The sequence below is a fragment of the Gordonia sp. PS3 genome (assembly GCF_041950545.1).
Taxonomy (GTDB): domain Bacteria; phylum Actinomycetota; class Actinomycetes; order Mycobacteriales; family Mycobacteriaceae; genus Gordonia; species Gordonia sihwensis.
The window spans coordinates 1,821,013-1,847,504 of the sequence record NZ_CP169524.1 but is presented as its reverse complement, the minus strand read 5'-3'; the positions used below and the strand labels follow the sequence as shown (position 1 = coordinate 1,847,504).

The following is a 26,492-nucleotide window of genomic DNA, read 5'->3' as shown; positions in this document are numbered from 1 at the left end:
CTGTCCCGATTCAGTTGCGGATCACCCGCATCGGCCCGGGAGTCCAGAGACCGGTGTGGTCCTCGTGGGTGACGGTGAGTTCGGCGTCGTGCTGTGGCAGGAGCGGGGTGAACCGCTGCAGTGAACCCCAGTCACGGCCCCAGTCGTTCTCGAGGTAGGCCGGGACCTCCGTCTGTCGCAGCTCGTTCTCGGTGATGCCCAGCGGGCCGCCGTAGTCGCCGGCCATCCACTGCGCCGAGTTCACCCGTTCACCGACCGCATCGGGGGTGATGCGCCACTTCGGCGTCTCGAGGATGCCGTGCACCACGCCGGCCGGGCGCTGGCAGGGGAACGCGAACGCGACTTCCCAGTCGAGCAGTACCGGATCATCGCTGCCGACGAGCGAATTGAGCGTCTGCAGTCGTGTGGCACGCGGTGGCGTGACGGCCAGCCAGGCATCGTAGCCCGGCGAGGTGTCCTCGGCGACGATCCGGACGACGGACGCGCCGGGAGGAATCTCGGCCATCGGGAACCGCAGGTTGCGCCACTGCGGTGCGCCGCCTGCGTCGTACGGGGTCAGGGACGCGACGGTTGCAACGGTGCCGTCCGGCTGCACCCGTCCGGCTTCGAGCCGCAGTTGCTGGCCCGGATGCCGGACCGCCAGTTCGTCGATCGACTCCACCGCACCCGCGGCCGACAGGGTGATCAGAGGCCGATCGTCGGAGCGTTCGGGCAGCTGGTACCAGTCCGAGGTCAGGCGGCCGGTCCCGGCGGGCGCACCGAAGCTCCCGAGCACCGGCACCCGCTGCGGGTCGAGACCGAAGGGCAGCTTCACCGACGAACCGTTGACACCACGGCTGACCGTGGTGCCGCCACTGGTGTCGGAGGTGGTGTCGGCGGTCGTCGAATCACCGGTGGTCGACTGCCCGCTCTGATCCTGGTCGACCGCTTGGGCGGGATGAGCGTCGGTGTCACTGCTGGACGTGTCGCTGTCGTCGGTCTCCAAGTGCGTCGGCACGCCGTCGGGTGAGAACCCGGCCGGGGGCGTCGCTCCGCCCGCGAGGGCCTGGCCGGCGCTCGCGGGCCGCTGGCCGGCCAACTGCGCCGGCGCGAGAAGACCCGTGTTCGGATCGGCCTCCACCAGCACGGCGTCGGCGAGTGCGCACGGGCGCCCCTGCAGGGACGCGATGTTGGAACTCGCCCAGGTCCACGAATCCGATTGCGTCCTGGCCGCTTTACCGAACGAGATCATGTTGAAGGCCAGGATCACCGCGGAGACGATCACGAGCGAGTACATCGGCAGGTCGGCCATACGGCTCGGCTCCGGGCGCCGGAAGGGTTCCGCGGCGTCGGCGAACTGTGCTCGGCCGTCGTCCCGGTAGTACTGCCACAGTCCGACGGCCGTCAGCAGTACGGCGACGGCGAAGATCGGCCAGAAGAAACCGATGCCGGCGATATGCGGCGTGTCGTCCGACCACGGGATGCCGTAGCTGCCCACATACCACCACTGGTTGCGGCCGGCGAAGGCCACCGCGAGCGCGTACGCCGACGCCGCGGCGAAGAACGTCCGGTTGCATGGGCGCCGAAGCACACTCGGTTTCAGGAAGGCGGTCGCGGCCGCGGCCAGCGGCCCGGCCAGGCAGGCGAAGATGCCCATCTGGTGGGTCGCCTTGGTCGGGACGAAGGCCAGCACCGCCACGGCGCCGCCGGTGACGGCCACGAGCCGCCACAGGGCCGCGGTCGCCACACCCGGCACGCTGTGCTTGCGGACGAGGACGAGGACGACGAGCAGCACCGACAGGATCGTCACGAAGATCCCGACCCGGCGCGCGATGGAGCCGTCGGGTGTCGGATTGAGCAGGATGTAGTACCGCATCGCCTCGGTCCACCAGTGATTGGTCGGACCCACGATGCCCTGAGCCTGCACGCCCTCGACGATCGTGGCGAGCGGCTGGTCGGCGAAGATCTCGTACAGGACGGCCAGACCCGCCGCCACAAGGGGCACCAGCATCGGCGCCAGCCCGTCGCGACGCCGCCGGTACAGCACCCGCTTGAGCATCGGCCGGAGCCCGGCCAGCAGCGCGACCGCCGCGACCGCGCCCACCGGGTGGATGGTCAGGGTGAAGGCGGCCGAAACGATCGCGAGACCGAAGGGGAGCAGTCGGCCGGTGGCGATCGCGCGTTCGACGAGCACCCAGGTCAGCAGGATGCCGACGGTGATCACCGGTTCCACGCGCAGGCCGTTGTTGAACGGCAGCCACACGGCGAGGAAGGCCAGGGCCGCGGCCCAGCGTGCGACACCGGAACCGGCGATCGTCCGACCCAGTCGCGGGATCGCCACGCGGCTGATCAGGAACCATCCGACGATCGCGAACAGGAACGGCAGCAGGCGCAGCCACGGGATCGCGGTGCTGACCTCCATCCATTTGGCCAGGTACTGGTAATGCCAGCCGAACGGGTCCTGGGGGACACCGAAGTACCGGTAATAGTTGTCGAGGTAACCCGCGCCGGGCGCCACGCGCCCGACCGTCACCTGATAGCCGTCGTCGGCGGTGTTGCCGCCGATCATCAGCCAGATCAGCAGCACCGCGGTGACGAATCCGTCGAGCACGGTCGGTCGCCACCAGCGCCGAGGCAGCAGTCGGCGCAGGCGTCGCCCGTCCCGGGCATCGAGCACGGCGAGTGCGATGAGAGACAGGATCGTCGCGACCACGCCGACGATCAGCAGGGTGCGTTTGAGCGGGGTGGGGCTGGTGCTGAACCGGGTGTCGACGGTGGAGCGGAAGCTCAGCCCGGCGGTGGGGGCGGTGGCCGGCAGGTCGGTGTAGACGCCGATGATCTGCGGCCGCGCGTTCGGATCGCGGATGTCGAAGGCCGAGTCGGGGACCGTCAGTCCCTCGACGTCGCCGCGGGTGCCGGCGGTGTCGGCGTGCACGACGATGCGGCATTCAGGAGTGCTCTGCGCCTGCTCGCGCGGGATCGTCATCAGCACGGCGTTGCGCTGGGTGACCAGGAGGTTGTCGTGGGTGGCGCTGATGAACAGGCCGACCTTGCGCGCGTCGACACCGGATTTCGGCACGGTCGAGAGCAGCACGCCGCCGTCGGCCGGCAGCAGCGATGCCAGCGAGCAGGGCACGGTCGCATCCATCGACACGGGGTTGTACGAGACGTTGGGCGCCGCGATGTTCGCCACGGTCGGCGCCGACGTCGACGACCTGGCTTGCGGCCAGGTGATCTCGGTCTTGGCGTACGTGACCGGCAGGAACGGCGACGCGAGGGCGAGCAGGATGCCGATGGCGCCGGCCACGACGGCGACGATCCGTGCGATGCGGACCGTCCGGGGGCTCGGTGTCCGATCACTCATCGGTACCTCCAGCCACGATGGTGCTCGGATTGCGCCAGCCGGCCTGCCGGACGGTCGCGGTGGTCAACGCAGCGGCCGGTGCATCCGGCACGAGCGGTTCGAGTCTCACGAGGTTGCCCCAGTCTCGGTACCAGTCGTTCTCCAGGTAGGTGGCCATCGTCGATGGCCTGGTCAGCGACTCCGACACCGACAGGATTCCGCCGGAGGACGCGGCCTGCCAGCTCTTCGACGTCGAATAGGTCGTGGTCCGGTCGGGTGTGATGCGCCATCGGGGAACGTCGTACACCCCGTCGCGCGCGGTCACCGGCTGCTGGCAGGGGAACTGACTGCCGACCGACAGGTCCAACAGCACCGGTTCCCGGCTGCCGACGACGTTCTGCAGGGTCTGCAGCCGCGGGGCACGCGGCGGGGTGATCGCCAGCCACTCGTCGGGACTCAGGTTCGAGTCGACGGCGACGATCCGCATCGCGGTCGCCGACGGCGGGATCGCGGCCATCGGGATCCGCAGGTTGCGCCACGGCCGGTTGGGGTGGTCGGGACCCGGATCGATGGGAACGAACGGCGCACCCACCGGGGTGAACTCCCCGTCGGTGTCGACGCCGAACTCGACATGCAGATCGCGGCCGGCGGTCACCGCCCCGTCCTGTCCCACGGAGAAGACCGAACCCGCCGTGGTGATGACGATCAGCGGAGACGTAGTCCGGTCGGGGAGCCGGTACCAGTCGGTGGTCAGTTCCGCCCGGCCGTTGTCGAAGCCGTAGCTGCCGAGCACCGGAGTGGTGGCCGGATCGAGACCGAAGGGCAGTGCCACGGTGCCGCCGTTCGCGGTCTCCGGACCGGTACCCCCGGTGGTACCCGCTGGAGCGCCGTCGCCGGAGTACGAGTGGCCGGGCGTCGCGGTGCGGAGGGTGCCGGCGCCGAGCCGGACGGGATCGGGTGTCAGATCGTCGGCGACGCCGTCGGGGGAGAACCCCGTCGACTCCCCGGCGAGCGCCCGTGACGCGTCGACGGCCCCGACCGGCTGCAGCATCCCGACGTTCGGATCCTTCTCGACGAGCACGCGGTCGGCCATCCCGCAGGCGCTCCCGGTCAGGGCGCGCGCGTTGGCGCTGAACGCCGTATAGGTGTCCGAGCGGCTCAGCGCAGCCTTGCCGAAGAGTGCGAACTCGGCGAGCACCAGCGCTGCGGCGATCAGCAGGACCGGCACCGCCGATACGATGCGGCGCCGGCGGACCGCTGCGGCCGACGGGGGACGTGCGGTGTGCGGCCGCACGCTGACCCAGACCAGCATGAGGAACGAGAGCGCGGTCAGCACGAGGAACAGCGTCGACACCGGTCGTCCGGCGAGGACGGGAGCCTTGTCGAACCACGGGATGCCGTAGTCGTACGACCATCCCCAGGCGTTGTCGCCGGCCGTCGCGACGGCACACGCGCCGACCAGCACGGTGACGTACGTCCAGAGGGTGCGCGGCGCATGCGCCGACACCCGGATCATCGCCGCGGTGGCAACGGCGGCACAGGCGGCGGCCAACCCGGCGAAGATCCCGAACTGGACGGTCCACTTCATGGGCACGAACGAGAGCAGACCCATCGTGAGGAGGACGCTGCCGATCAGTCGCCACACCGGGCCGCGTGCGAAGCCCGGCAGGCGGCCGCGCCGCATCATGACCGCGGTCGTCAACCCCAGTGTGGCGAGCAGGAGCAGCACCGGTACACGACGGGCGAGGGAACCGTCCGGGGTCCCCAGCGTGAGGAAGTAGTACCGCATCAACTCCTGGTACCAGGACAGCGTCGGGCCGACGACGTACCGGACCCGGATCGCCTCGACGACCGCGCCCAGGGTCTGGGTGCGGAAGACCAGAAAGCAGATGAGGGAGACGGCCGCGGCGACGGGCGCGAACAGCGGCAGCAGACGGTACTGCCCGCGCAGTGTCCGGACCACTCGCAGCATCGGCCGGGAGCCGACGATCAGAACGGCGACGGCGATGACGCCCTGCGGTCCGGTGGCGAGTGTAAGCAACGCGACGAACGTCGCGAGCGCCGCGGGCAGCAGCCTGCGCGTCGCGATCGACGTCTCGACCAGCCACCAGGTCGCGAGCGATCCCGCGACGATGATCGGCTCCGGCCGCAGGCCGCTGCAGAAGGCGATCCAGAACGCGACGAACACCGCGGCGGCGCTGAACACCGCCCACCGTGAGGACCGGACGGCGGCGCCCAGACGGGGTAGCAGGACGCGGCTGAGGATGAACCACGACACCAGCCCGGCCACCAGGCCCGGCAGACGCATCCAGACGCCCGCGGAACTCACCGTGGCCCAGTGGGAGAGGAAGGAGTAGTACCAGTCGAACGGGGCCTCGGGGACACCGAAGTAGCGATAGTAGTCGGACAGATACCCTGCGTCGGTCGCGTTGCGGCCCATCACCATCACGTAGCCGTCGTCGGCGGTGCCCGCTCCGAGGACGTGCCAGATCAGCAGGGCGGCGGTGACGGTGAGATCGGTGACGCTCGGTGCGACGAGCCTGCGGAGCGGTCGGCGCCCGGCGGTCGGCGCCCGGAAGCGCGACACGGCGTCGAGGCGGCTCAACGCGAACAGCGCCACCAGGGCGGCCAGAACACCGATGACGATGACCGCGGTCTTGAGCGCGGTTCGGGCGACGTCGAAGGCGTTGTCGACGTCGACGTGCACGGTCAGGCCCTGCTGTGCCCGTCGCACGGTGTCCCCGGACAGATCGGTGAAGACTCCGGCGACCGCCGGCCGGGTGGCGGGATCACCGTGCACCGTTGCGCCGGCGCCGACGAACTGAGCTCCCAAGGAGTCCTCCGACGCCCAGAAGCGCAGCTGCGAACAGTTGTTCAGGCCCGCGCGGTCGATGCTCGTCAACGCCGATCCGCGCACGTTGACCGTCGCACCGGAAGAACCGGACGTGACCACGAGGGCGGTGTCGCGGATGTCGCGCGGCGCCGAGGCGGGAACCGTCGACACGACGACCGCGGTGGAGCCCTCCGCCCCCGCCTCCCGGAGCACCCGGCAATTCACCGTGACGTCGAGCCGCCGGGCGGTCTGCGTCGCCAGGGGCGCCGTGACCGACGCATTGTCGGCGGAGATGCTCTGGCCCCGCGGCCAGTCGAACGACGATGTCCGCTCGGTGACCGGCAGGAACGGTGTGGCGATGGCAGCTACGAGGGCGACCAGACCCGCGACGGCGGCGATGACCGCGTACCCGCGCGCGGTCACCCTGTGTGAAGTACTCATCGGGAGTGAGGATAGGCGCTGTCTCTTAACCTTCACCAAGAGCCGCGCGGGGCGAGCCGCACCGGCGGTGCGGCCGAAGGCACTGTCGCGGGACGCGATCCCGCTCAGTGGGCGCACGGACTCGCCGCGACTGATAGATGTGGTGTGTCCTCTGGACAGACGAGTTTCGATCGACGATCCGGACGCACGTCCGGCGGCAAGGAGACGGCATGGACGACTTCAGCAATCGCGTGGCATTGGTGACCGGAGCCGCACGCGGTCAGGGACGTGCGCACGCGATCGCGTTCGCCGAACGGGGCGCGGACGTCGTCGTCTGCGATCGGTGTGCGGACAGCCCCGCGATCGCCTACCCGATGGGCACCGAGGAGGATCTCGCCGAGACGGTCCGACTGGTGGAGGCCACCGGGCGGCGATGCATCGCGGTGAAGGCGGACACCGCAGATCGGGCGGCGATGGAGGCGCTGGTCGCGCGCGCCGAGAACGAGCTGGGCCGCGTCGACGTCGCAGTCGCCAATGCAGGCGTCTCCGGCACGTCGCCGATCACCGAGGCGTCCGCGGCCGTCTGGGAGGAGGTCATCGGCAGCAACCTGACCGGTGTGTACAACACGCTCGCCGCGGTAGCGCCCGGAATGATCGCGCGCGGCTACGGGCGCATCGTCACCATCTCCTCGATGCTCGGGCGGAGCGCGGCACAGGGTCAGGCCGCGTACGGCGCGTCAAAATGGGGCGTCATCGGCATGACCAAGAGCGTGGCGCTCGATCTCGCCGCTCACGGGATCACGGTGAACGCCATTGCGCCGGGCAATATCTCGACGCCGATGGTGCACAACGACGCGCTGTACTCGGTGGTGCGGCCAGACCTGGACGCACCCACGCGCGCGGATGTGGAGCCGGTGATGGCGATGCTGCACGCGCAGCCGATCGCCTTCCTCGAGCCCGAGGAGGTCACTCGCGCGGTCCTGTTCTTCGCCGCGGAGGCCAGCGCCCACATCACCGGCACCGTGCTTCCCGTCGACGCGGGCGCCGCCGCCCGGGTCTCGAGCTGACGTGCGGGAATCATTCGGTCCACGGTGATCGTTGACCCAACCGTGAACCACATCGAATTCGGCCTGGACACCTTCGGCGGAGTGACCCGCGACGCACACGGAGAGCCGGTTCCCCATCCGCAGGTGATCCGCGATCTGGTGGACGATGCGGTGGTCGCCGATGCAGCGGGCCTGGACTTCTTCGGCGTCGGCGAACATCACCGGCCCGACTTCGCGGTGTCGAGTCCGGAGATGGTCCTGGCCGCCATCGCTTCGCGGACCGAACGGATCCGGCTGGGTTCGGCCGTGACGGTGCTGAGCTCCGACGATCCGGTCCGCGTCTTCGAGCGGTTCGCGACGCTCGACGCGGTCTCGAACGGCCGAGCCGAGATCGTCGCCGGCCGCGGGTCCTTCACCGAGTCGTTCCCGCTCTTCGGGTACGACCTCCGCGATTACGAGGTGCTGTTCGAGGAGAAGCTCGCCCTGCTCTCGGCGCTCTTGACCGAGGAGCCGGTGACCTGGTCGGGCAGCACCCGCGCCTCGCTGTCGGACCAGCGCGTTTACCCGGCCACCGACCACGGCATCACCGCGTGGGTGGGCGTCGGCGGCAGTCCCGAATCGGTGGTCCGGACCGCACGATACGGCTTCGGCCTGTTCCTGGCGATCATCGGCGGACCCGCCGACCGCTTCGCCGGTTACGTCGACCTGTTCGAGCGCGCGCTGGATCAGTTCGGCGTTCCGCGCAGGCCGGTGGCGGTCCACTCGCCGGGGCTGATCGCCGATACGGACGAAGCGGCCCGGAATCTGGTGCGCGACGGCTGGTTCGAGATGCGGGAACGGATGGGGCGTGAGCGGGGATGGCCGCCGCCGGCCGCGGGCGACTTCGAGCGCGAGATCGAGACCGGATCGCTGTACGTCGGCTCCCCCGAGACGGTCGCAGAGAAGATCGCGGCGACTGTTCACACGTTGAAGGTCGACCGCTTCGACCTCAAATACGACCAACCGGTCACCCACGACGACCAGCAGGAGTCCATCCGGCTGTACGGCGAGAAGGTGGTGCCCGCGGTGCGTAGGATTCTGGCTGACCTTGCCTGAGATTGCACGATAGCGACGACGAATCGAGCGACCCGATGTCAGTGCCCGCAGCCGAACCCGTCACCGAACCCGATCCCCGTCGCTGGAAGGCCCTGGTCTTCATCTGTCTCGCACAGTTGATGGTGGTTCTCGACGGCACGGTGGTCAACATCGCCCTGCCCGATGCCAAGCGGGATCTCGGAATCAGCACCGCGAACCAGCAGTGGGTGATCACCGCGTACGCCCTCGCCTTCGGCGGACTGCTGTTGTTCGGCGGCCGCGTGGCGGACATGTGGGGCCGCCGCCGGGCGCTGATGATCGGCCTGGTCGGATTCGCCTGCGCATCCGCGGTCGGCGGCGCGGCGGTCAATGAGGCGATGCTCTTCGCCGCGCGAGCCGTGCAGGGGGCCTTCGGAGCCCTGCTGGCGCCCGCGGCGCTCTCCCTCCTGACCGTGATGTTCACGCAACCGAAGGAGCGTGCACGCGCGTTCGGCGTCTTCGGCGCGATCGCCGGCGGCGGCGCCGCCGTCGGCCTACTCCTCGGCGGCCTGCTGACGCAGGTGCTCGACTGGCGCTGGACGATGTACATCAACGTCGCGATCGCGGCCGTCGCGCTGCTCGGCGCGGTCTTCGAAATCAAGGAGCCGCCGAGGAACACCGACCACGTCGTCAAGCTCGACGTACTCGGCGTGGTGCTGGGCGGCTCCGGGCTGGCGCTGGTGGTGTACGGCTTCAGCCGGGCCGCGGAGAAAGGCTGGGCCGACGGCGGGACGCTGACCTGTCTGGTGGCGGCGGTGGTGCTGCTCGCTCTGTTCGTAGGCTGGCAGTGGAGGTACTCGTATCCGCTGCTTCCGCTGCGCGTGGTCGCAGACCGTTCGCGCGGCGGCGCGTACCTGACCGTCGCGCTGTCCGTGATCGCGATGTTCGGATCGTTCCTGTTCCTGACCCTCTACATGCAGACTGTGCATCACTACACTCCGCTGAGTGCCGGGTTCGCGTTCCTGCCCATGGTGTTCGGCATGCTCATCGGGTCCACGCAGGTGGCGGCCCGCTTGATCACCCGCGTCCCGCCGCGGTATCTGCTGGTGCCCGGCGCCTTGCTCGGGTCGTGCGCCATGCTGATCCTCGCGCAGGTCTCGGCCGACTCCACCCGATACTGGAGCGTGATCTTCCCCGGTCTGATCATTCTCGGCTTCGGCATGGGAACGGTGTTCATGACGTCGATGAACCTGGCGACCTTCGGAGTCGCACCGTACGACGCGGGTGTCGCTTCGGCGATGGTGAACACCTCGCAGCAGGTCGGCGGCGCCGTCGGGACTGCGTTGCTGAACACGATCGCCGCGAACGCGGCCGCGCGCTACATCACCGATCACCGGGACTCGGTCCGCGGCCCCGCGGACATTCCTCATTTCCAGGCTCTCGCCATGGTGCACGGCGACAGTGTCGGTTTCTATGTCGCGGCCGCCATCCTCGCGTTCGTGGCAGTCGTGGCGGGATTGCTGATCAACGTCCGACACCCGCTCGGGCTGAACACCGCGAGTCCGGAACCGGCCGCCGCACCGGTCTGAGCGGGCCGCAGGGCCGCCGCCGACTTGGAATCGATTCCACCGTTGGAAGTCGATAGGGTGGGTCCGTGACTCCCAGTGGCGTACGGAAGCAGTCGGCGTCGAAGCCGGGGGACGGGCAGGCGCCGATGACGCGTACCCAGCGGCGCGCCGCGGCGACGCGTCAGGCGATCGTCGACGCCGCGCGCGAACTCGTCGCCACCCGCGGCACCGATGCGCTGACCCTCGATGCGGTCTCCGAAAGCGCGGACGTCGCAGTCCAGACCATCTACAACAGGGTCGGCGGGCGGTCGGCGTTGCTCACGGCGGTGGCTGAGCAGGCGATGAGGGAGAGCCGGGTCTACATGGACGCCGCCTACGACGCGGAGGGGACCGCAGAGGAACGCCTCCTGCTGGCGGCCGCCACCTACGCCAAGTTCGCCAGGGAACGGCCGCACGAGTTTCGCATCCTTGTGGAGCCGCCCGACGAGCCGGACGCCGTCGCCCACATCGCGGAGCTGACGGGGGAGCAGAACGCCAAGCTCGCGGCGACCATCCGCGCGGGCATGGCCGACGGCAGCGCCCGCTCCGATCTCGATCCGGACGATCTGGCGACAGCCTTCTGGGCCACCCTCAACGGACTGCTGGCACTGGCCTGGCGCCCCGGGGCGCTGCGTGCCGACCACGATCGGCTCGACCGATTGCTCGCGACGTACATCGCCACCGTCGCCGACGGGCTTCGCTCGCGCTGAGCGACCGGTGCGGCGTACGCTGATAGGCCCGAGCAGCCAGGAGACGACGATGTCGATGCGCCCCAGCCCCACTGTCGTTCGGACCGCTGTCGTTCGGACCGCCGCGATCGCGGCGGGGATCGGAGCCATGGCGCTCTTCGGCTCCGCCGGCCAGGCGGCCGCGGACGTCGCTCCGGGCTCCTACACGTCAACGACCTCGTCGTCCGGGATCGTCCTTCTGCAACGTGATGCCCGCGTCGAGGGCGATCAACTGGTACTCATCGGGCGGTACCCGATTCATCGGACTGCCACCGGCGGCTATGTCGACCTCTTCCCGGGACATCGCGTCATTCTCAACAGCGACGGTCACGGCGGCTACCGGGGCCCGGCCTATTTCGGCGGCGCCGTCATCGGCGCGATCACTCTCACGCCCCACCGCTGACCGGACACAACCACGGGGTTCGTCGAGATTCCTACTCTGAGGCGATGAACTCGGCGATCTTCGCCTCCACCTTCTCCTGGATCCGCTCCGCCCGCGTCTCCGCCGACTTGAGCGGATCGATGGTCTTGGCAGCCTCCGCTACGAGTTCGCCGATCAGCTCACTCTGCTTCACCGAGACGAGGTGAAACTTGCGGTGCTTCTTGAACTTCTTGGTGACGTTGCCGGAGAGGCCGTGTTCCACTTCGAGGTGGTCGACCAGGTTCAGCTTCCACTCACCCGAACCCTCACTGAAGTCGAGCTCCGCCAGATCGACCCAGACGGTGTTCGGCCGCGTGGTCGATTCGAAGACATAGCGGAGATTGGTCAGATCGATCACCACCTGCCAGAGGGTGGTGGAGGCGTCCGGCTTCCCCGGCTCGGGGTTCCGGAAGGGTTGCGCACAGTTCCGGATGATGCTGCCCATCGCGGCGACGGCTTCCAGCCGCGAGGACGGCCGCGGCTGATTCCGCACGTAGTACAGGGCACGTGCGAAGCGGTCCTCGGCGCGGCAGGTGCCGGGGATCGGATCCTCACCGCCGAGGCCCTCGTACTTCTCGACGAGCTCGAGTTGCCGGTCGTACGACGGCGAGTTCGTCATCACCCAGTAATCCCTGCTGTGGAAGACGTTCAGCTTCCCGTCGATGTACTCGAAGATCACCGAGTCGCCGTCGGCGTCGTCGAGCGCGAGGTGGATCGCGGGCTTGCTGCCTCCGGTCGGGTCGGCCATCGGAACCACCTGGGGGTCGTTGGCCCGAGTCCACTCGACGGCCTCGGCCACGGTGGCGAAGTTGTCCAGGTAGTACTGCATCCACACGGACATGGCGAGCTGCGGGCGCGCCGGATCGGGCGTGCCGTAATCCGACTCCGCCAGCCACAGGACGTGTCCGGCCAGACCCTTCTCGTTGACCCCGTCGGCGGAGATGATGTCGTACACTCCGGCGACCACGCTGCCGTACTTCGCGGTCCACGAGAGGCCTCCGCCGACCCGGTCGTCGCGCTTCACACCGCGGGGGAGCTTCCAGAGGTTGGTGTGCAGATCGCGCGCGAAGTCCATGTTGCGTCCGACGACCACCGAACCACCCGCGTCCGGCCACATAACACGTGTACACATACGTCAATCGCTTTCGTCGCAGTTCAGGCGCGGTGAGCAGTGGGCTCAGGCGTCACTGTCAGCCTAAGGTGCCCCCGCGGGGCCCGCGTCGCGCAAGGCCGTGGCGGCACGGATCAGTCCGGTTTCTGCACAGAGCGGAGCCCCTGCGCCGAAGTCGGCGATCGATCGGGTCTCAGACGCCGTTCGGATCGAACGGCGTCTCCTGGTAGACGCAGTAGTTGAGCCAGTTGGTGTACAGGAGGTGACCGTGTCCGCGCCAGCGGTTGAGCGGGAGCGCGGTCGGGTCGTCGCCCGGGAAGTAGTGTGCGGGCACCGCGACGTCGCTCTGCTGGTCACTGTCGCGCCGATACTCGCGGGCCAGCGTGTCCGCGTCGTACTCGGGATGCCCGGTGACGAAGACCTCGCGGCCGTCGGGAGTGGCCGCCAGGAAAACGCCTGCCTCGTCGCTCACGGCCAACACCTCGACCGCACCGGTGGCCTCGATGTCACGGGCGTGGACGTCGGTGTGCCGGGAATGCGGGGCCAGGAACTCCTCGTCGAAACCTGTGACGAGCGGCGACTTCGCGCCGGTGAGGCGATGGGTGAACACGCCGGAGATCTTCTGGCGCACTTCGTACTTGCCCACCCCGTAGTGCCGGTAAAGCGCAGCCTGCGCGCCCCAGCAGATGTGCAGCGTCGACTGCACGTTGCTGCGTGTCCAATCCAGGATTCTGGTCATCTCGGGCCAGTAGTCGACGTCCTCGAAGTCGAGCCTCTCGATCGGGGCCCCGGTGACGATCAATCCGTCGAAGTGCTTGTCTGCCACATCGTCGAAGGTCGAATAGAACGACTCGAGATGACCGGGCGGCGTGTTCCGCGAGACGTGGCTGGACATGTGCAGCAAGGTGATCTCGACCTGCAGCGGGCTGTTGCTCAGCAGTCTCAGCAACTGTGTCTCGGTCGCGACCTTCATCGGCATCAGATTCAAGATCGCGATCCGCATCGGGCGGATGTCCTGATGCCCCGCGCGCTCGTCGGACATGACGAAGACCTTCTCCGCCTCCAGGACGGCCCGGGCGGGGAGATCGTGCGGCACTGTGACGGGCATAGCCGATAAGTCTAGTCTGGATGCCCGTGGCGCGCCCCGGACCGGTGCGGGAGCCGACCGCGCCGGCCCCGACGGTCATCGCGACATCGACGGGCTCGCGAGCTCGATGACCGTGTCGGCGAATCGAATCTCGTCGCGATCATGCGACGCCACGACCACCGTCTTACCGGCGTCCGCGTGTTCCCGCAGCAGGGTGCAGAGGAGCTCTCGCGTCCCGGCGTCCAGCGCCGTCGAGGGCTCGTCGAGGAGATAGAGATCAGCCCGCTGAACCAGCGTCTGCGCGATCAACACCCGCTGGCGCTGCCCACCCGAGAGGTCGCGCATCCGGGACTCCCGCAACGGCGTCATGCCGACTCGTTCGATGATCTCCTCTGCCGCGCGCCGCTCACGCCGTGCCGTCGGGCGCCAGCACGGAACCTGTCCGAAGGTCCCGATTCGCACGCAGTCCCGGACGGTCAACGGCAGGCCGTCGATGTGCTCGCTGCGCTGTGTCAGCAGAGCGGGGCGTCGCGGTCGGGGCGTGATCTCGCCGGCGTCCGGTGTGCGCACTCCGGCGATCAGCTCCAGCAGCGTGCTCTTGCCCGTGCCGTTGGCGCCGACGAGGGCGGTGACCGCCCCCGGCTGCAGAGTCGTCGTCAGATTCTCGAGGACCGTCGTCGCGCCATAGCTGAAGCTCAGCCCGCGCACGGTGTAGCCGGTGGCAGTCAATCGGGACCCCTTCGAGTTAATGAAATTGATAACCGTTACTGTTAACGCGTGATCCCAACGATACTGGAGCCGTTCTCGGTCGCGTTCATGGCGCGCGCGCTGTGGGCCGGCGTGGTGCTGTCGGCGCTGTGCGCACTCGTCGGGGTGTGGGTGATCGCCCGCGGCATGACCTTCCTCGGCGAGGCGATGGGACACGCCATGCTTCCCGGGGTCGCGGTCGCGGCGCTGACGGGGGTCGACCTGATCGTCGGCGCGGCGGCGAGCGCGGTGGTGATGGTGCTCGGGGTCGAGTCCATGCGCACCCACCGCGACTTCGGCCGGGACACGAGCATCGGCTTGCTGTTCGTCGGACTGCTGGCGGTCGGGGTCATCATCGTCTCGCACTCCTCGTCGTTCGCGACCGACCTGACCGGCTTCCTATTCGGTGACGTGCTGGCCGTCGACGACGGCGACCTCGTGCGGCTGTGCGTACTCGTCGCGGCGGTCCTGGCGGTGACAACGCTGTCCTACCGGGGATTCCTCGCGGTGACCTTCGATGTCCGCAAGGCGCGCACGCTCGGTCTGCGGCCGACCGCGACCAATCTGCTGATGGTCCTGACACTCGCCGTCGCGATGGCGGGCGCCTTCAGCGTGGTCGGCACCCTGCTGGCCTTCGGCATGCTGGTGGCGCCGTCGGCGTCCGCACTGCTGATCGTGCGCCGGGTTCCCGCGGCCATGCTCGTGGCGTTCGGATTCGGCGCCCTCGCCACTTTCGTCGGGCTGCTCGTCTCCTGGCATCGGGCCACGGCGGCCGGTGCCACCATCGCCGCGACCGCGGTCGTCCTGTTCTTCCTCACCCTCGCACTCCGCACCATCGGACGCGCGGTGCTGCGGCGTGCCCGTGGCATCGCCGACCCGACGACATGAAAGGCGAACACTTTTGCCCAATCGAACGCGAACAGTCCGAACAGCGATGACGGCGCTCGCGACGTCGACTGTCATCCTGGCCGCCGGCTGCGGCGCCGACGAACCGGCTCCGCAGAACGGGTCAGCCGGCAGCGACCGCCCGCACGGCTACGTCGAAGGAGCCAAAGAGAAGTCCGAACCCCAGATCGCGCTCGCCGTCGCCGCCCGGAACGGGAAGAAGCTGAGCTTCCTCGACCCGGCGGAGGAGAGCACCGTGACGGTGGACCTGACCACGGAGGCGCAGCGCCTGGACGAGGACGGCCGTTTCGTCTACGTGATCGACGGCGACACCCTGGAAGTGGTGGACAGCGGCGGCTGGACCGTCGATCACGGCGATCACGTTCACTACTACCGGGCGACGACCGAGCCGCTCGGCACGCTGACCGTGCCCGCGGCCGTCACGACCGTGTCGGGAGCGGACGAGATCACCGCGGTGGGCGCGCGCGGAGGCTCGGTGACCGTGCTGGACCGGCGGGGTCTGGAGAACGGTTCGGCCCCGCGCCCGATCTCGACCATCGACACCCGCAGCAGTGCGGGTTTCGCCGTGCCCTACGCAGATGGCCTGGTGCTGGGCTTGGGCGACGGTCCGGACCGCCCCGCCTCAAGAGTCGTCTTCACCGATCGGGACGGAAATCCCCGCCGACCGGCCCAGCCCTGCGTCGACCCGCAGGGCCCGGCGCTGCTGCGCAACGCGGTCGCGGTGTCCTGCGCCGAGGCGATCATCCTCTTCACCGACAGGGGCGGCGAGGTCGCCGCACAGGTACTCGACTACGGACGCAGGGGACCGCGGGCGGGTGCGTTCGGCGTTCGGCCACGCAGCAACCGGGCCGTCGCGGCCACCGCGGCCGGCTCGTGGCTGCTCGACTCCTCGGCAGGGTCGCTTCGGTGGGTGCCCTCGGCCGACCGGCTGTCCGCCGCTCTGGCCCCGGGGCGCGACGAGACGCTGATCGTGCTCACCGACGACGGTGAACTGCGCACCCTGGCCGTCGACCCCGCAACCGGCGCCGGGCGGCCGGTCGCGACGGCCGGTGCGTCTGCGGGCATGGCCGGGAAGGTGCTGACCGCCGACACCGGCCGGGCGTACCTCTCCGAGCCCACGGCCCGAGCCGTTCACGAGTTCGACTACGGCGACTCCCTGCGCAGGACACGCACCCTCCCGGTCGACGTCGAGCCCGAGCTCATGGTCGAGGTCGGTCGATGACGCCGCCGCGTCGCCTCGTGGCGACACTGCTCGCAGCGGTGATCGGGACCCTGCTCGGGACAGTGGCGCTCACCGGCTGCGGCATCGCGCACGACGACCAGCCGCAGGTGGTGGCGACCACCAACATTCTGGGTGACGTCGTCGGTCGGCTGGTGGGTGATCAGGCGACGGTGATGACCCTGATGAAGCCGAACGCGGACCCGCATTCATTCGCCGTCTCGGCCCGCGAGGCGGGCGCCATGCGCAATGCGGACCTGATCGTCTACAACGGGCTGGGCCTGGAAGAAGGCATCGAGCATCATGTGCGCGCCGCGCACGACGACGGGGTCCCGATCGTCGAAGCCGGCGGGGCCGCCCGACCGATCACGTTCCGCACCGGTGAGACCTCCGGAGCCGCGGACCCGCACTTCTGGACCGACCCGACCCGGATGCGCGACGCGGTCCGTGCCGTCTCGCACCGGCTCGCGGAGATCGATGGCGTCGACCGGGCCCGGCTGAGCGCGAACACCGAGGCGTATCTCTCGGAGCTGAACGATCTGGACGAGTGGATGCGCGGGCTCTTCGCGGCGATTCCCCAGGATCGCCGCAAGCTGGTGACGAATCACCACGTATTCGGCTATCTCGCTGATCGCTACGGCTTCGAGGTGATCGGCGCCGTCGTGCCGAGCGGTACCACCCTCGCGTCGCCGAGCAGCTCCGACCTGGCATCGCTCGCGACGGCCATCCGGACCACCGCGGTGTCGGCGATCTTCGTCGACACGTCCCAGCCCGACCGCCTCGCGAAGGCCCTCGCAGCCGAGACCCGGACGGCGGTCGCCATCGTTCCGCTGTACTCGGAGTCTCTCGACGAGCGGGGCACCGAGGCAGACAGCTACATCGCCATGATGCGAACCAACGCTTCTCGTATCAGTTCAGGTCTGTCGCGTTGACCCGTCCCGGGCCTCGACGGACACCCATGTGAATGAAAGGTGACAGTGAATGATGCTCAGCAACCGAGAGTGGGTGCGGCACAGCAGGGTAGTGCTCACGCTGGCGGCCGCGGCCGCCCTCACGATGACCGCGTGCTCGTCGGCCGATGACGAGTCGGCGTCGTCGAGCACGCCTCCCGACGGAACCGAAGTCGCCGAACCGATCGCCGTCACCTACGACGGAGGCATCGCGCTCCTCGACGGCACCAGCCTCGACGTGGTGAGCAAGGTTCCGATGGACGGATTCACTCGCGTCAATCCGGCGGGAGACGACGACCATCTCATCGTCTCCGACGAGAAGGGGTTCACGGTGATGGACGCCTCCCATGCCGAATTGACCGATCTCGTCTATCCCGGGGAGAAGCCGGGTCACGTCGTGCTGCACGGCGGTAAGACCGTGCTGTTCACCGACTCCACGGGGTCGGCGCTCTCGTTCGATCCGCACGAACTGTCGGACGGCGCACCGACCACACGCGAATACACGAGTGCGAGTCCGCATCACGGCGTCGCCGTAGAACTCACCGACGGGACTATCGTCGCCTCGGTGGGCGACGAGGAGAACCGGCGCGGAGCGCGGGCCGTCGACGCGCAGGGCAGACAGATCGCTCACAGTGATCAGTGCCCGGGAGTCCACGGCGAGGCGGTGGCGTCCGGGGAGGTGGTCGGGCTCGGCTGCAAGGACGGGGTCCTCCTGTTCAAGAACGGCGCGTTCGTGAAGGTGCCCTCCGTCGATCCGGAGTACGGCGCCACGTCCACTCAGGTCGGCAGCGACGCGTCGCCGGTGCTCGTCGGCGACTACAAGACCGACCCGGATGCCGAGCGCGAATTCCCCACGCAGTTCGCTCTGATCGATACCGCTGCCCAGAAGCAGCGGTTGGTCCAGATGCCGGGCGGCGCCAGTTACAGCTTCCGCTCGCTCGGCCGTGGACCCGGCGGCGAAGCTCTGATCCTGGGCACCGACGGACATCTGCATGTCTTCGACGTCGTCTCCGGCGCGAACGTCAAGTCGATTCCGGTGGTCGGCAAGTGGCAGGAACCGATGGACTGGCAGGAGCCGCGGCCGTCCCTGTTCGTCCGTGACGACACCGCCTATGTGACCGATCCCGCGACGAAGACGATCAAGCGGGTGTCGTTGTCGACCGGCACGGTGAGTGCCGAGGCGTCGCTCGACGTGACACCGAACGAGATCAGCGGAACCCTCCACAAGCACTGACCGTGGTGTGAGCCTCGACGCCCCGGCTGTTCCGGTCTCGGAACAGCCGGGGCCTCAAGCGTTTTCGGCTCCGTCTCCGTCCCCGGGAGAGTCGGCGGCGAACCGTCTGCGCAGTGCGAGAGATACGTACACGAGTGCGACGAGGACCGGGACCTCGATCAGCGGGCCGACGACGCCCGCGAGAGCTTGGCCCGATGTGGCGCTGTACGTGCCGATGGCCACCGCGATGGCGAGCTCGAAATTGTTGCCTGCCGCGGTGAAGGCCAGCGTGGTGGTCCGCGCGTACCCCAGTCGCATGGCCGCGCCGAGAAGGTAGCCGCCGCCCCACATGATCGCGAAGTAGGCCAGCAGCGGCAGGGCGATCCGAGCGACGTCCCACGGCTTGGAGGTGATCTGGTCGCCTTGGAGGGCGAAGAGGATCACGATCGTGAACAGCAGACCGTAGAGAGCCCACGGTCCGGCCTTCGGGAGAAAGGACTCCTCGTACCACTGACGACCTCGTCGGCGTTCGCCGATCCGGCGAGAGAGGTAGCCGGCCACCAGCGGGATGCCGAGGAATACCAGAACCGATTGAGCGATCTGCCACGGCGAGCTGTCGATTCGCGTCTGCGGCAGTCCGAGCCAGCCGGGTAAGACCGACAGATAGAACCAACCGAGCACAGCGAACATGACCACTTGGAACACCGAGTTGATCGCCACCAGGACCGCGGCGGCTTCGCGGTCGCCGCACGCGAGGTCGTTCCAGATGATCACCATGGCGATGCAGCGCGCCAGGCCGACGATGATCAGGCCGGTGCGGTATTCGGGGAGGTCGGGCAGCATCAGCCACGCGAGGGCGAACATCAACGCCGGCCCGGCCACCCAGTTGAGGAGCAGCGAGGCGACGAGGAGCTTGCGATCGCCGGTCACGGTGTCGAGCCGGTCGTAGCGGACCTTGGCCAGCACCGGATACATCATGATCAGCAGTCCGACAGCGATCGGCAGGGACACGCCATCGATCTGTATCTTCTCGATGGCCGTGCCGAGCCCCGGGACCGCGCGGCCGAGCAACAACCCCGCGGCCATGGCCGCCCCGATCCAGATCGGCAGAAAGCGATCGAGTCTGGAGAGCCGTGCGGCCACCGGTTCCGTAGAGGTGCCGGTCATGACGCGCACGGGGCGCCGGTGGGCTGGTCCACCGGAGAGAGGACCGCGGTGAGCGTCGCCAGCGCTTCGGGGACGACGCGGTAGTACACCCAGGAGGCGCGGCGCTCGGACGCCACGAGGCCGGCCGCCTTGAGCACCTTGAGGTGATGCGAGATCGTCGGCTGCGCGACGTCGACGGCGGGGGAGATGTCACAGACGCACGCTTCGCCGCCGGCGTGGCTGGCGATCAAGCTGAAGAGGCGCAACCGTATCGGGTCGGCGAGCGCCTTGAACACCGACGACACCTCGCCGGCGTCCTCGACGGAAAGCGGCTCGCGGACGAGAGGGGAGCACCGCTGCATCGTTCCGGTCCCGACGGCGGCCGTTGACTGATTTGACATACGTCGATATTGACGTCCATCGATACTGTGGGCAAGTCGGGTGAGCGCTCCCCGGAAGCTCCGGCCGGGCCGACCGATCAACCACGCAGACCGAGCTCAGCGAGAATCAGCTCGGCGCGCTCGGCGACGCTCACTTTCGGCAGAACGGTGATGCTGTAACCGAGTTCGTCGTACCTGCGCAGTAGACGGCCGTATTCGCTGACTGCCTCGTCGAGCCCCAACTGCCGTTCGTCGTCGGCTGCGTACAGCTCCGGCCATGGCGGTGTCATGAACACCCGCGCGTGGTAGTTCTGCAACTCCTCGATCGAACACGCTGATCGGCCAGCGTGGTGACGCAACGCGGTGTCGGCGTCGACCAGCCCGCGATCGAAGAAGGTCCACCGGTCGGCGACGACGTCTTCGCGATCCACGCGCGCGAGGTCGATGCACGCTCGCGCGAACCGGTCTGCGTGCTCCCACGGCAAGGCGTGCCCGCCGGTGCGGAGTTCTTGCCGGACGATTCGGCGACCGGGCTCGTCGACTGTGCGGTATCCGTGAGCCGCCGGATGCTCGAGCACGGTGGATTTGCCTCCACCCGAGCACCCCGACAGAACCACTGCGCGCGATTGACGGCGGTACACATCATCTCCTCTGCTCTGAATTCGCTTGGACTTCGTCTTGGCACGGAACGGAGTGCGCCATGGCACTGAAGGGTCTGACACCACCGATAGAGTCAGTTCACACCCCGTGCTGCTCGGCACAAGGAGGCCCGGTGCTGTCCCCGATGCGTTCGCTCGCCGACGATCCTCGATGGTCCTGGATGCGCGAAACCATACGCGTTCGTCCGGCGGAATTCCCCGTGGGACATGCGATCCGGTCCGGAGCGGCGGTCGGCGTGCCGTTCATCGTCGGAGCGCTCACCGACCACATCGTCACCGGGATGTGGATCGGTCTGGCCTGTCTGCTTCTCGCAGCGGGCGAGCGCGAAGGAACCTACCGGCTGAACTTCACGGTCCTCGCGGTATCGACACCGATCGCGGCGGCCGGATACATCCTCGGATACTCGCAGGACATGCCACTCGTCGCGCTCGCCATCCTCATGGCGATGCTCGCACTCCTGATGGGTCTGCTGGCAGGACTCGGGCCTGCTTTCTCGGTGGGCGGAATGCAATTCTTGCTCACCTCTTCGATCGCGATCGGTGTCGACGGGATTCACAATTGGTGGGTGCCGCTGGGGCTGTACTTCGCCGGCGCAGCGCTCTATGCCGTACTGCTCGGGCTGGAGGCGCTGATCGTCCCAGACCGACCGCAGCGCAAAGGGCTACAACCGCTCTTGGAAGCTCTGGCGGAACTCGCCCGGGCTCGGCACGGCGATCTGCTGGTCGGGGGCGCGCAGACCACGGATGCACGTATCCGCACCGACGCCGCCTACTATGCCGCGCGTGACCGACTTGCGTAACTCCCGCTGCGCCGGCGCACGAGGTGGTGGTCGCTCACTGACGACGTCCTCGACGCAGCGGAGGGGATTCAGGCTCTTCTGGTCGGCGAAGAGGACCCGGACGTCGCGGAGGCCGCTGCGCGACGCCTCGAAGCGTTTGCCGACGGCATCACCCGCCACGAGTCGATCTCGACACCGGTGCCGGTGCGCACCGACGGCGCGTCGGCGCTCACGCTGCGCATCGACCGGTTGCAGGACGCGCTGACCGCACCGCAGCGCAGCGCACAGAGCCGCGTCGCCTGGTCACGCCGGTCTCGGCGACGATCGATTCCGAGGTGATCCGCGCTGCGGTCAGGCTGGCACTGTGCTTCGGTATCGCCGTCGGGGCCAAGTGGTACTTCCCGTTCAGTCACTGGTTCTGGGTGCCGCTGACGGTCTGTCTCGTGATGAAACCGGACTTCGGTTCGGTGTTCTCGCGCGCGATCCTGCGTATCATCGGGACTCTCATCGGTGCCGGCGTTGCCACCGTGATCATCGTGCTGGTACCGAAGGGCGTCGGCTTCGGCATCGCCATCCTGCTGATCTCCGCGTTCATTCCGTGGCTGATGATGTGCTCGTACTCTCTACAGGCAGTCGCCATCACGCCGGTGGTGATTCTTCTCGTCGCCGCGATCACTCCCGCAGAACAGGACAACTACTCTGCACAACGCATCGCGGCGACCGCCATCGGCGGAGCTGTTGTCATCGTCTTCGGCTACCTTCTCTGGCCGCACTCCAGGAGAGTGTGGGTGCACCAGGTCTTCGCCGAAGCGATGGGATCCATCGCGACCGAACTGACCTATTCCGGAACTCCGATTCCGCGTGACGATGCGGGTCCTGTCGGACGACGGCACGACGGCGTTGTCCGTGCTCGCCGCGCGGCCGCCGCCTCACTCACCGAGCTGAGCGCTCGGCTCCACCGAGCGCTGGCTGAGCCACCGCCGAGCGACGCCGTGGCCGCGGCCTGGTTACCGGCCGTCGATGCGGCGCAGCAGTTGGCCGACGAGGTCGCCCGGTACGCCGCCGACAGGCTCTCCAACCGTGCGCCGGCGAATCCCGACGGTGCACGCGATGTCGCCGACGCCGTCCGAGCCGTCGGGCGGATCCCGGGACAGGGGAGCGACCCCCGCGCCAGCGCGGTCGATCAGCAGAATCTGCGTACAGGCGACGGTCTGGGTGCGATTGTCGACAGACTCGCTGAAGTCACGGGGCTGGTTCCGCACGGACGCTGACCCGGTCGCTGTCCGTCATGAGACGTTCGTCTAAGTAGCGCGATGCTCGGTCATCGACGGCTGTGACCAGGAGAACCATGCGATGCCGCAGAACGCAGCGAGCATGACCAAATCGGCGGTGAGCGCGATCGTCGGAACCCGAGACACCCGTGCGATCGGGAACGCGATCGCGGCGATCACGAGCAGTCCTGAACACGCTCGGGGCGACAGTCTCGTGTGCCACAACATCATTCCGAGTAGCAGGAGTGCGAGCGGGAACGTCGGTCCCGCCAGTAGGAACATCACCGTACCAGCCGCCGGGTAGCCGTCGAATGCCGCGAGAGCGGATGCGTCGTCGACTCCGAACACGTCCTCGAAGAACCCCTGCAACCCGAACGCGACTGTCCCGAACATGCCGATCAGCACCAGCAGGAGCCACAGTCCGGCCGCCAGAGGAAGTCGCGAGCGTACCCGGTCGTACTGGCCGATGAGTCCGAACACCCACGGCACGGTCGACACTGCGATCAGCATGCCGCCGACAGCGCCGTAGTGTCCGTCCTTCCAGAATGCCGGCGACAGTGCGAACAGTGCCGGCCCGATAACCAGCCCGAGGTCGTTCAATCGGGACACCCGCATGCGGCCAGCGTAGCCGCCATGGGCGTTGTGCAAGCGGGCATCGCGTGGCTTAATGGACCAGCCGTCGTACGACCTCCCGAAAGAAGATGGGCAGGAGGGTCTTGGAGGTCCACTCGGCTTCGAAGTCCGACCCGTAAGTGCCAAGCCGGATGTTGACTCGTGTCGTATGGGCTGCCGGATTCTACTGGACACCCTGCGTATCACTTCGATGCGTATTGCTGTGGTTGGTGCGCTCGAAATTGCGCGTATCCGGCGATGTTAGGCGTTGCTGCGGCTTTCGATGAGGACGACGTCTCGCCAGTGGCCGTTGTGTTGGCCGATGCGTTCTCGTGTTCCGACGGTGCGGAATCCGTGGGCGTGGTGCAGTGCGAGGCTGGCGTGGTTCTCGGGGAAGATTCCTGTTTCGATGGTCCACACTCCTGCGGTTTCGGTGGAGTCGATGAGCGCTTGTAGGAGTGCGGTGCCGACGCCCTTGCCGGAGTGGTTGGGGTCGACGTACACACTGTGTTCGATGACGCCGGTGTAGACGCACAGGCTCGATGCCGGTGATGCGGCGATCCATCCGGTGACGTTGCCGTTGGGGTCGAGGGCAACGAATCGGTGGTCGGGTAGGTGATCGCGGTCGAAGTCGGGCCAGGTTGGGGCGGCGGTCGCGAAGGTTGCGTTGCCGGTGTCGATGCCGGCTTGGTAGATCGCGAGGACTTGGGGTCCGTGTTCGGGCGCCATTGGTGCGATGACCGCGCGTGTTGTGTGGGGCTCGGAGGGGTTGCTGCTGGTGGTCACTGGTTTGGGTTCAGTTCGCTGCGCTGGGCGTGCAGGCGGTGTTCGTGTACCCAGTTGTGGGCGGCGATTTGGACGGCGTCCCATGGTGATCCCAGGGGTGGGGTGTAGGACAGGTCGAGTTCGCTGAGCGCTTCGACGGTCATGCCGTGGTGCAGGGCTGTGGCGTAGGTGTCGATCCGTTTGGCGATTTCGGCGGTGCGGTGGCCGATGAGTTGGGCTCCGAGCAGTGTGCCGGTCTTGTGGTCTGCGGTGATGCGGATGTTGATGGGGGTGGCGCCTGGGTAGTAGGCCTTGTGGTCGTCGGGTGTCGAGGTGGTCGATACTGGTGTCCAGCCGCGGTCGGCTGTGAGGGCTTCGGCTTCTTTGAGGCCGGTGCGGGCGGCGACGAGGTCGAAGATTTTGACGACTTGGGTTCCGAGGGAGCCGGTGTAGCGGGCGGTGCCGCCGAGGGCGTTTTCGCCCGCGACGCGGCCCTGCTTGTGTGCGGTTGTTCCGAGTGGGAGCCAGGTGATGCCGAGTTGGCGGTGGTGGGTGTGGACGGCGTCGCCGGCGGCGAAGACGTCCGGCAGGTTGGTGCGCATCTGTTCGTCGACTGCGATGGTGTTCTTGATTCCGAGGTTGGCACCGGCGGCGGCGGCGAGGTCGGTGTCGGGGCGCACGCCGACCACGACGAGCACGAGGTCGGCGGTGAGGTGGTCGGTGTGGCCGTCATTCGCGGTGGTGACGGTCAGGTCGCCGTTGTCGGCGCGGTCGATGGCGGTGACCAGGGTGTTGGTGCGTACGTCGACTCGGTTGCGGACCAGTTCGTTGTGGACGAGGGTGCCGAGTTCTGGTTCGACGGTGGGGAGGACTTCGGGGAGGGCTTCGATCTGGGTGACGGCTAGGCCTCGGGTGGTGAGCCCTTCGGCCATCTCCAGGCCTATGTAGCCGGCGCCGATGATGATCGCGGTCTTCGGGTCGGTGGTGGTCAGGGTGTTCATGACGGCGAAGGTGTCGCCCATCGAGTGCAGGAGGTGAACGCCGTCGTCAGGGCCTAGTTGGTCGAGGCCGGTGATCGGTGGCCGCACTGAGACCGCGCCGGTCCCGACGATGAGAGCGTCATAGTCGAGGTCTCGTGAGACGCCGTCGGGCCCGGTGACGGTGAGGCGGTGCCCGGCGGTGTCGATCGCGGTGGCCCGGGTGTCGGTATGAACGGTCATGCCGGTGGCGGCGAGGTCGGCGGCGGTGCGGTGGGCGAGGTTGCTCCAGTGCGTGACTTCGCCGGAGACGTAGTACGGGATGCCGCAGATGGAGAAGTTCGGGTAGGCGTCGGCGACGACGACGGTGACCTCGCTGGTTGGGTCGAGCTCGCGAGCCCGCAGTGCGGCGGAGATTCCGGCGTCTGATCCGCCGATTGCGATGATCTTGCGTGCAGGCATGGGTGTCGGTTCCTTCCGAAGGGACACGGGTATGTGAGGTAGAGCAGGGTGCCGCGCTGTTGGGAGAAGTCGCGGGAGCGTGCGGGCAGGCCGATCAGCGGCGGTCAGGTAGTGGCAGGTAGGAGCTCGGCGAGGAGGTTGCGGACGCGGTAGTTGAGGTCGTCGCGGATCAGACGAACGGTCTCGATGGGGTGGTTGTCGGGGTCGGCGACTTGCCAGTCCAGGTACCGCTTGCCCGGGTAGATCGGGCAGGCGTCGCCGCAGCCCATGGAGATCACGACGTCCGCGGCCGCGACCACATCGTCGGTGAGCGGCTTGGGGAACTTGGCGGCGAGATCAAGGCCGATCTCTGTCATGGCTAGCTCGACGATCGGGTTGATGTCCGCCGCGGGTAGAGACCCGGCTGAACGTACGTGCACTCGTCCTGCCGCGTGGTGGGTCAGGAGCGCGGCGGGCATCTGTGAGCGGCCAGCGTTGTGGACGCAGATGAACAGCACTTCGGGCACGGTCGTGGTGGTTGCGCCGGTGGACTGCGCTAGGGCGGCGAGGCGTTCTGCGGCGAACCTGCCTGTCAGGGTCACCAGGTGAGTGTGGATGCGGGAGGTGCGCCGCAGCGCGGTGTAGGACTCGAATACGACCCGTTCGACGGTCTGTTCGGACACGATCCCTCGGTACTGGGCGGCGAGCCTCTCCGCGGTTCGCGATAGCAGGGCTTGGGGCATCAGCAGATCTGGTGTCCCGGCTGATTCGGTCGTGGCGTCGGCGTTCATCAGGCTTC

At 68.1% G+C, this 26,492-nt stretch carries 23 protein-coding genes; 11 read left to right on the top strand and 12 right to left on the bottom strand.

Annotated features, from left to right (window positions below; translation table 11 throughout):
* Positions 1-10 precede the first annotated feature (10 nt).
* Together ACE11G_RS08550 and ACE11G_RS08545 are read right to left on the bottom strand one after the other, a co-directional pair.
* On the bottom strand, positions 11-3,343 hold the full coding sequence (locus ACE11G_RS08550; protein ID WP_375004046.1) for an arabinosyltransferase domain-containing protein: 3,333 nt from the start codon (positions 3,341-3,343) through the stop codon (positions 11-13).
* The gene (locus ACE11G_RS08545; protein ID WP_375004044.1) at positions 3,336-6,596 is read right to left on the bottom strand and encodes an arabinosyltransferase domain-containing protein; all 3,261 of its coding nucleotides are present in this window, start codon (positions 6,594-6,596) and stop codon (positions 3,336-3,338) included. Before ACE11G_RS08545 ends, ACE11G_RS08550 begins: the two co-directional genes overlap by 8 nt.
* A 209-nt stretch (positions 6,597-6,805) precedes the next feature.
* Between ACE11G_RS08545 and ACE11G_RS08540 the strand changes: the two genes are divergently transcribed.
* The 5 genes from ACE11G_RS08540 (at position 6,806) to ACE11G_RS08520 (ending at position 11,412) form a co-directional block, all read left to right on the top strand.
* Entirely contained in the window at positions 6,806-7,642 is an 837-nt protein-coding gene (locus tag ACE11G_RS08540; protein WP_006894994.1) for a mycofactocin-coupled SDR family oxidoreductase, read from the top strand.
* A gap of 42 nt (positions 7,643-7,684) precedes the next feature.
* Positions 7,685-8,716: an Atu2307/SP_0267 family LLM class monooxygenase gene (locus ACE11G_RS08535; RefSeq protein WP_045538205.1), complete on the top strand. Its 1,032-nt coding sequence runs from the start codon at positions 7,685-7,687 to the stop codon at positions 8,714-8,716.
* Positions 8,717-8,751: 35 nt separating this feature from the next.
* Positions 8,752-10,263, top strand: a complete 1,512-nt coding sequence (locus ACE11G_RS08530; protein WP_045538216.1) for an MFS transporter — start codon at positions 8,752-8,754, stop codon at positions 10,261-10,263.
* 125 nt (positions 10,264-10,388) lie between these two features.
* The gene (locus ACE11G_RS08525) at positions 10,389-10,991 is read left to right on the top strand and encodes a TetR/AcrR family transcriptional regulator (protein WP_375004118.1); all 603 of its coding nucleotides are present in this window, start codon (positions 10,389-10,391) and stop codon (positions 10,989-10,991) included.
* Between the two features lie 49 nt (positions 10,992-11,040).
* Entirely contained in the window at positions 11,041-11,412 is a 372-nt protein-coding gene (locus ACE11G_RS08520) for a hypothetical protein (protein WP_375004041.1), read from the top strand.
* Positions 11,413-11,443: 31 nt separating this feature from the next.
* Here the strand turns inward: ACE11G_RS08520 and ACE11G_RS08515 are convergent, their stop codons facing one another.
* The 3 genes from ACE11G_RS08515 to aztA form a co-directional block, all read right to left on the bottom strand.
* Positions 11,444-12,562: a linear amide C-N hydrolase gene (locus ACE11G_RS08515; RefSeq protein ID WP_045538207.1), complete on the bottom strand. Its 1,119-nt coding sequence runs from the start codon at positions 12,560-12,562 to the stop codon at positions 11,444-11,446.
* A 172-nt stretch (positions 12,563-12,734) separates the two neighbouring features.
* Complete coding sequence (gene metA, locus ACE11G_RS08510; protein ID WP_045538208.1) at positions 12,735-13,649, bottom strand: homoserine O-succinyltransferase; 915 nt, start codon at positions 13,647-13,649, stop codon at positions 12,735-12,737.
* Between the two features lie 75 nt (positions 13,650-13,724).
* A complete protein-coding gene (gene aztA / locus ACE11G_RS08505; protein ID WP_045538209.1) occupies positions 13,725-14,357 on the bottom strand; it encodes a zinc ABC transporter ATP-binding protein AztA in 633 nt (210 codons plus the stop codon).
* Positions 14,358-14,405: 48 nt separating this feature from the next.
* On the opposite strand from aztA, the gene aztB reads away from it, so the two are divergent.
* The 4 genes from aztB to aztD are packed head-to-tail and all read left to right on the top strand — an operon-like array spanning position 14,406 to position 18,684.
* Positions 14,406-15,263, top strand: coding sequence for a zinc ABC transporter permease AztB (aztB, locus tag ACE11G_RS08500; protein ID WP_052692401.1), 858 nt, complete (start codon positions 14,406-14,408; stop codon positions 15,261-15,263).
* Positions 15,264-15,309: 46 nt separating this feature from the next.
* Positions 15,310-16,503, top strand: a complete 1,194-nt coding sequence (locus ACE11G_RS08495; RefSeq protein ID WP_045538210.1) for a hypothetical protein — start codon at positions 15,310-15,312, stop codon at positions 16,501-16,503.
* Positions 16,500-17,432 carry a zinc ABC transporter substrate-binding protein AztC gene (aztC, locus tag ACE11G_RS08490; RefSeq protein WP_006895004.1) on the top strand — a complete coding sequence of 311 codons (933 nt, stop codon included), beginning with the start codon at positions 16,500-16,502 and terminating at the stop codon, positions 17,430-17,432. The genes ACE11G_RS08495 and aztC overlap by 4 nt, the downstream gene beginning before the upstream one ends.
* 49 nt (positions 17,433-17,481) lie before the next feature.
* Entirely contained in the window at positions 17,482-18,684 is a 1,203-nt protein-coding gene (aztD, locus tag ACE11G_RS08485) for a zinc metallochaperone AztD (RefSeq protein WP_006895005.1), read from the top strand.
* Between the two features lie 54 nt (positions 18,685-18,738).
* Here aztD and arsB read toward each other — a convergent pair whose 3' ends face one another.
* The 3 genes from arsB to ACE11G_RS08470 all read right to left on the bottom strand — a co-directional run bounded on the left by arsB (position 18,739) and on the right by ACE11G_RS08470 (position 20,806).
* A complete protein-coding gene (gene arsB / locus ACE11G_RS08480) occupies positions 18,739-19,830 on the bottom strand; it encodes an ACR3 family arsenite efflux transporter (protein WP_375004036.1) in 1,092 nt (363 codons plus the stop codon).
* A complete protein-coding gene (locus ACE11G_RS08475; RefSeq protein WP_375004034.1) occupies positions 19,827-20,210 on the bottom strand; it encodes an ArsR/SmtB family transcription factor in 384 nt (127 codons plus the stop codon). The genes arsB and ACE11G_RS08475 overlap by 4 nt, the downstream gene beginning before the upstream one ends.
* 77 nt (positions 20,211-20,287) lie before the next feature.
* The gene (locus ACE11G_RS08470) at positions 20,288-20,806 is read right to left on the bottom strand and encodes an AAA family ATPase (RefSeq protein WP_375004116.1); all 519 of its coding nucleotides are present in this window, start codon (positions 20,804-20,806) and stop codon (positions 20,288-20,290) included.
* Between the two features lie 242 nt (positions 20,807-21,048).
* Here ACE11G_RS08470 and ACE11G_RS08465 point away from each other — a divergent pair, with 242 nt between their 5' ends.
* Together ACE11G_RS08465 and ACE11G_RS08460 are read left to right on the top strand one after the other, a co-directional pair.
* Complete coding sequence (locus tag ACE11G_RS08465; protein ID WP_375004032.1) at positions 21,049-21,648, top strand: FUSC family membrane protein; 600 nt, start codon at positions 21,049-21,051, stop codon at positions 21,646-21,648.
* Between the two features lie 314 nt (positions 21,649-21,962).
* A complete protein-coding gene (locus tag ACE11G_RS08460; protein WP_006895011.1) occupies positions 21,963-22,898 on the top strand; it encodes an FUSC family protein in 936 nt (311 codons plus the stop codon).
* A 30-nt stretch (positions 22,899-22,928) separates the two neighbouring features.
* Here ACE11G_RS08460 and ACE11G_RS08455 read toward each other — a convergent pair whose 3' ends face one another.
* The 4 genes from ACE11G_RS08455 to ACE11G_RS08440 form a co-directional block, all read right to left on the bottom strand.
* The gene (locus ACE11G_RS08455) at positions 22,929-23,513 is read right to left on the bottom strand and encodes a hypothetical protein (RefSeq protein WP_006895013.1); all 585 of its coding nucleotides are present in this window, start codon (positions 23,511-23,513) and stop codon (positions 22,929-22,931) included.
* Positions 23,514-23,771: 258 nt separating this feature from the next.
* Positions 23,772-24,239, bottom strand: coding sequence for a GNAT family N-acetyltransferase (locus ACE11G_RS08450; RefSeq protein WP_375004030.1), 468 nt, complete (start codon positions 24,237-24,239; stop codon positions 23,772-23,774).
* 53 nt (positions 24,240-24,292) lie between these two features.
* Positions 24,293-25,714 (bottom strand): FAD-dependent oxidoreductase, encoded by a 1,422-nt coding sequence (locus ACE11G_RS08445; protein ID WP_278127361.1) that lies wholly within the window; start codon positions 25,712-25,714, stop codon positions 24,293-24,295.
* Between the two features lie 104 nt (positions 25,715-25,818).
* A complete protein-coding gene (locus ACE11G_RS08440) occupies positions 25,819-26,484 on the bottom strand; it encodes a three-helix bundle dimerization domain-containing protein (RefSeq protein WP_375004028.1) in 666 nt (221 codons plus the stop codon).
* Between the last annotated feature and the right edge of the window lie 8 nt (positions 26,485-26,492).

Excerpts from the sequence above, each read along its gene's own strand:
- metA (WP_045538208.1), bottom strand. The coding sequence starts at position 13,649 with ATGCCCGTCACAGTGCCGCACGATCTCCCCGCCCGGGCCGTCCTGGAG.
- ACE11G_RS08545 (WP_375004044.1), bottom strand. The coding sequence starts at position 6,596 with ATGAGTACTTCACACAGGGTGACCGCGCGCGGGTACGCGGTCATCGCC.
- ACE11G_RS08515 (WP_045538207.1), bottom strand. The coding sequence starts at position 12,562 with ATGTGTACACGTGTTATGTGGCCGGACGCGGGTGGTTCGGTGGTCGTC.
- aztC (WP_006895004.1), top strand. The coding sequence starts at position 16,500 with ATGACGCCGCCGCGTCGCCTCGTGGCGACACTGCTCGCAGCGGTGATC.
- ACE11G_RS08445 (WP_278127361.1), bottom strand. The coding sequence starts at position 25,714 with ATGCCTGCACGCAAGATCATCGCAATCGGCGGATCAGACGCCGGAATC.
- ACE11G_RS08530 (WP_045538216.1), top strand. The coding sequence starts at position 8,752 with ATGTCAGTGCCCGCAGCCGAACCCGTCACCGAACCCGATCCCCGTCGC.
- ACE11G_RS08550 (WP_375004046.1), bottom strand. The coding sequence starts at position 3,343 with ATGAGTGATCGGACACCGAGCCCCCGGACGGTCCGCATCGCACGGATC.
- arsB (WP_375004036.1), bottom strand. The coding sequence starts at position 19,830 with ATGACCGGCACCTCTACGGAACCGGTGGCCGCACGGCTCTCCAGACTC.
- ACE11G_RS08450 (WP_375004030.1), bottom strand. The coding sequence starts at position 24,239 with ATGGCGCCCGAACACGGACCCCAAGTCCTCGCGATCTACCAAGCCGGC.
- ACE11G_RS08525 (WP_375004118.1), top strand. The coding sequence starts at position 10,389 with ATGACGCGTACCCAGCGGCGCGCCGCGGCGACGCGTCAGGCGATCGTC.
- ACE11G_RS08440 (WP_375004028.1), bottom strand. The coding sequence starts at position 26,484 with ATGAACGCCGACGCCACGACCGAATCAGCCGGGACACCAGATCTGCTG.
- ACE11G_RS08540 (WP_006894994.1), top strand. The coding sequence starts at position 6,806 with ATGGACGACTTCAGCAATCGCGTGGCATTGGTGACCGGAGCCGCACGC.
- ACE11G_RS08520 (WP_375004041.1), top strand. The coding sequence starts at position 11,041 with ATGTCGATGCGCCCCAGCCCCACTGTCGTTCGGACCGCTGTCGTTCGG.
- ACE11G_RS08495 (WP_045538210.1), top strand. The coding sequence starts at position 15,310 with ATGACGGCGCTCGCGACGTCGACTGTCATCCTGGCCGCCGGCTGCGGC.
- ACE11G_RS08475 (WP_375004034.1), bottom strand. The coding sequence starts at position 20,210 with ATGTCAAATCAGTCAACGGCCGCCGTCGGGACCGGAACGATGCAGCGG.
- aztD (WP_006895005.1), top strand. The coding sequence starts at position 17,482 with ATGATGCTCAGCAACCGAGAGTGGGTGCGGCACAGCAGGGTAGTGCTC.
- ACE11G_RS08455 (WP_006895013.1), bottom strand. The coding sequence starts at position 23,513 with ATGCGGGTGTCCCGATTGAACGACCTCGGGCTGGTTATCGGGCCGGCA.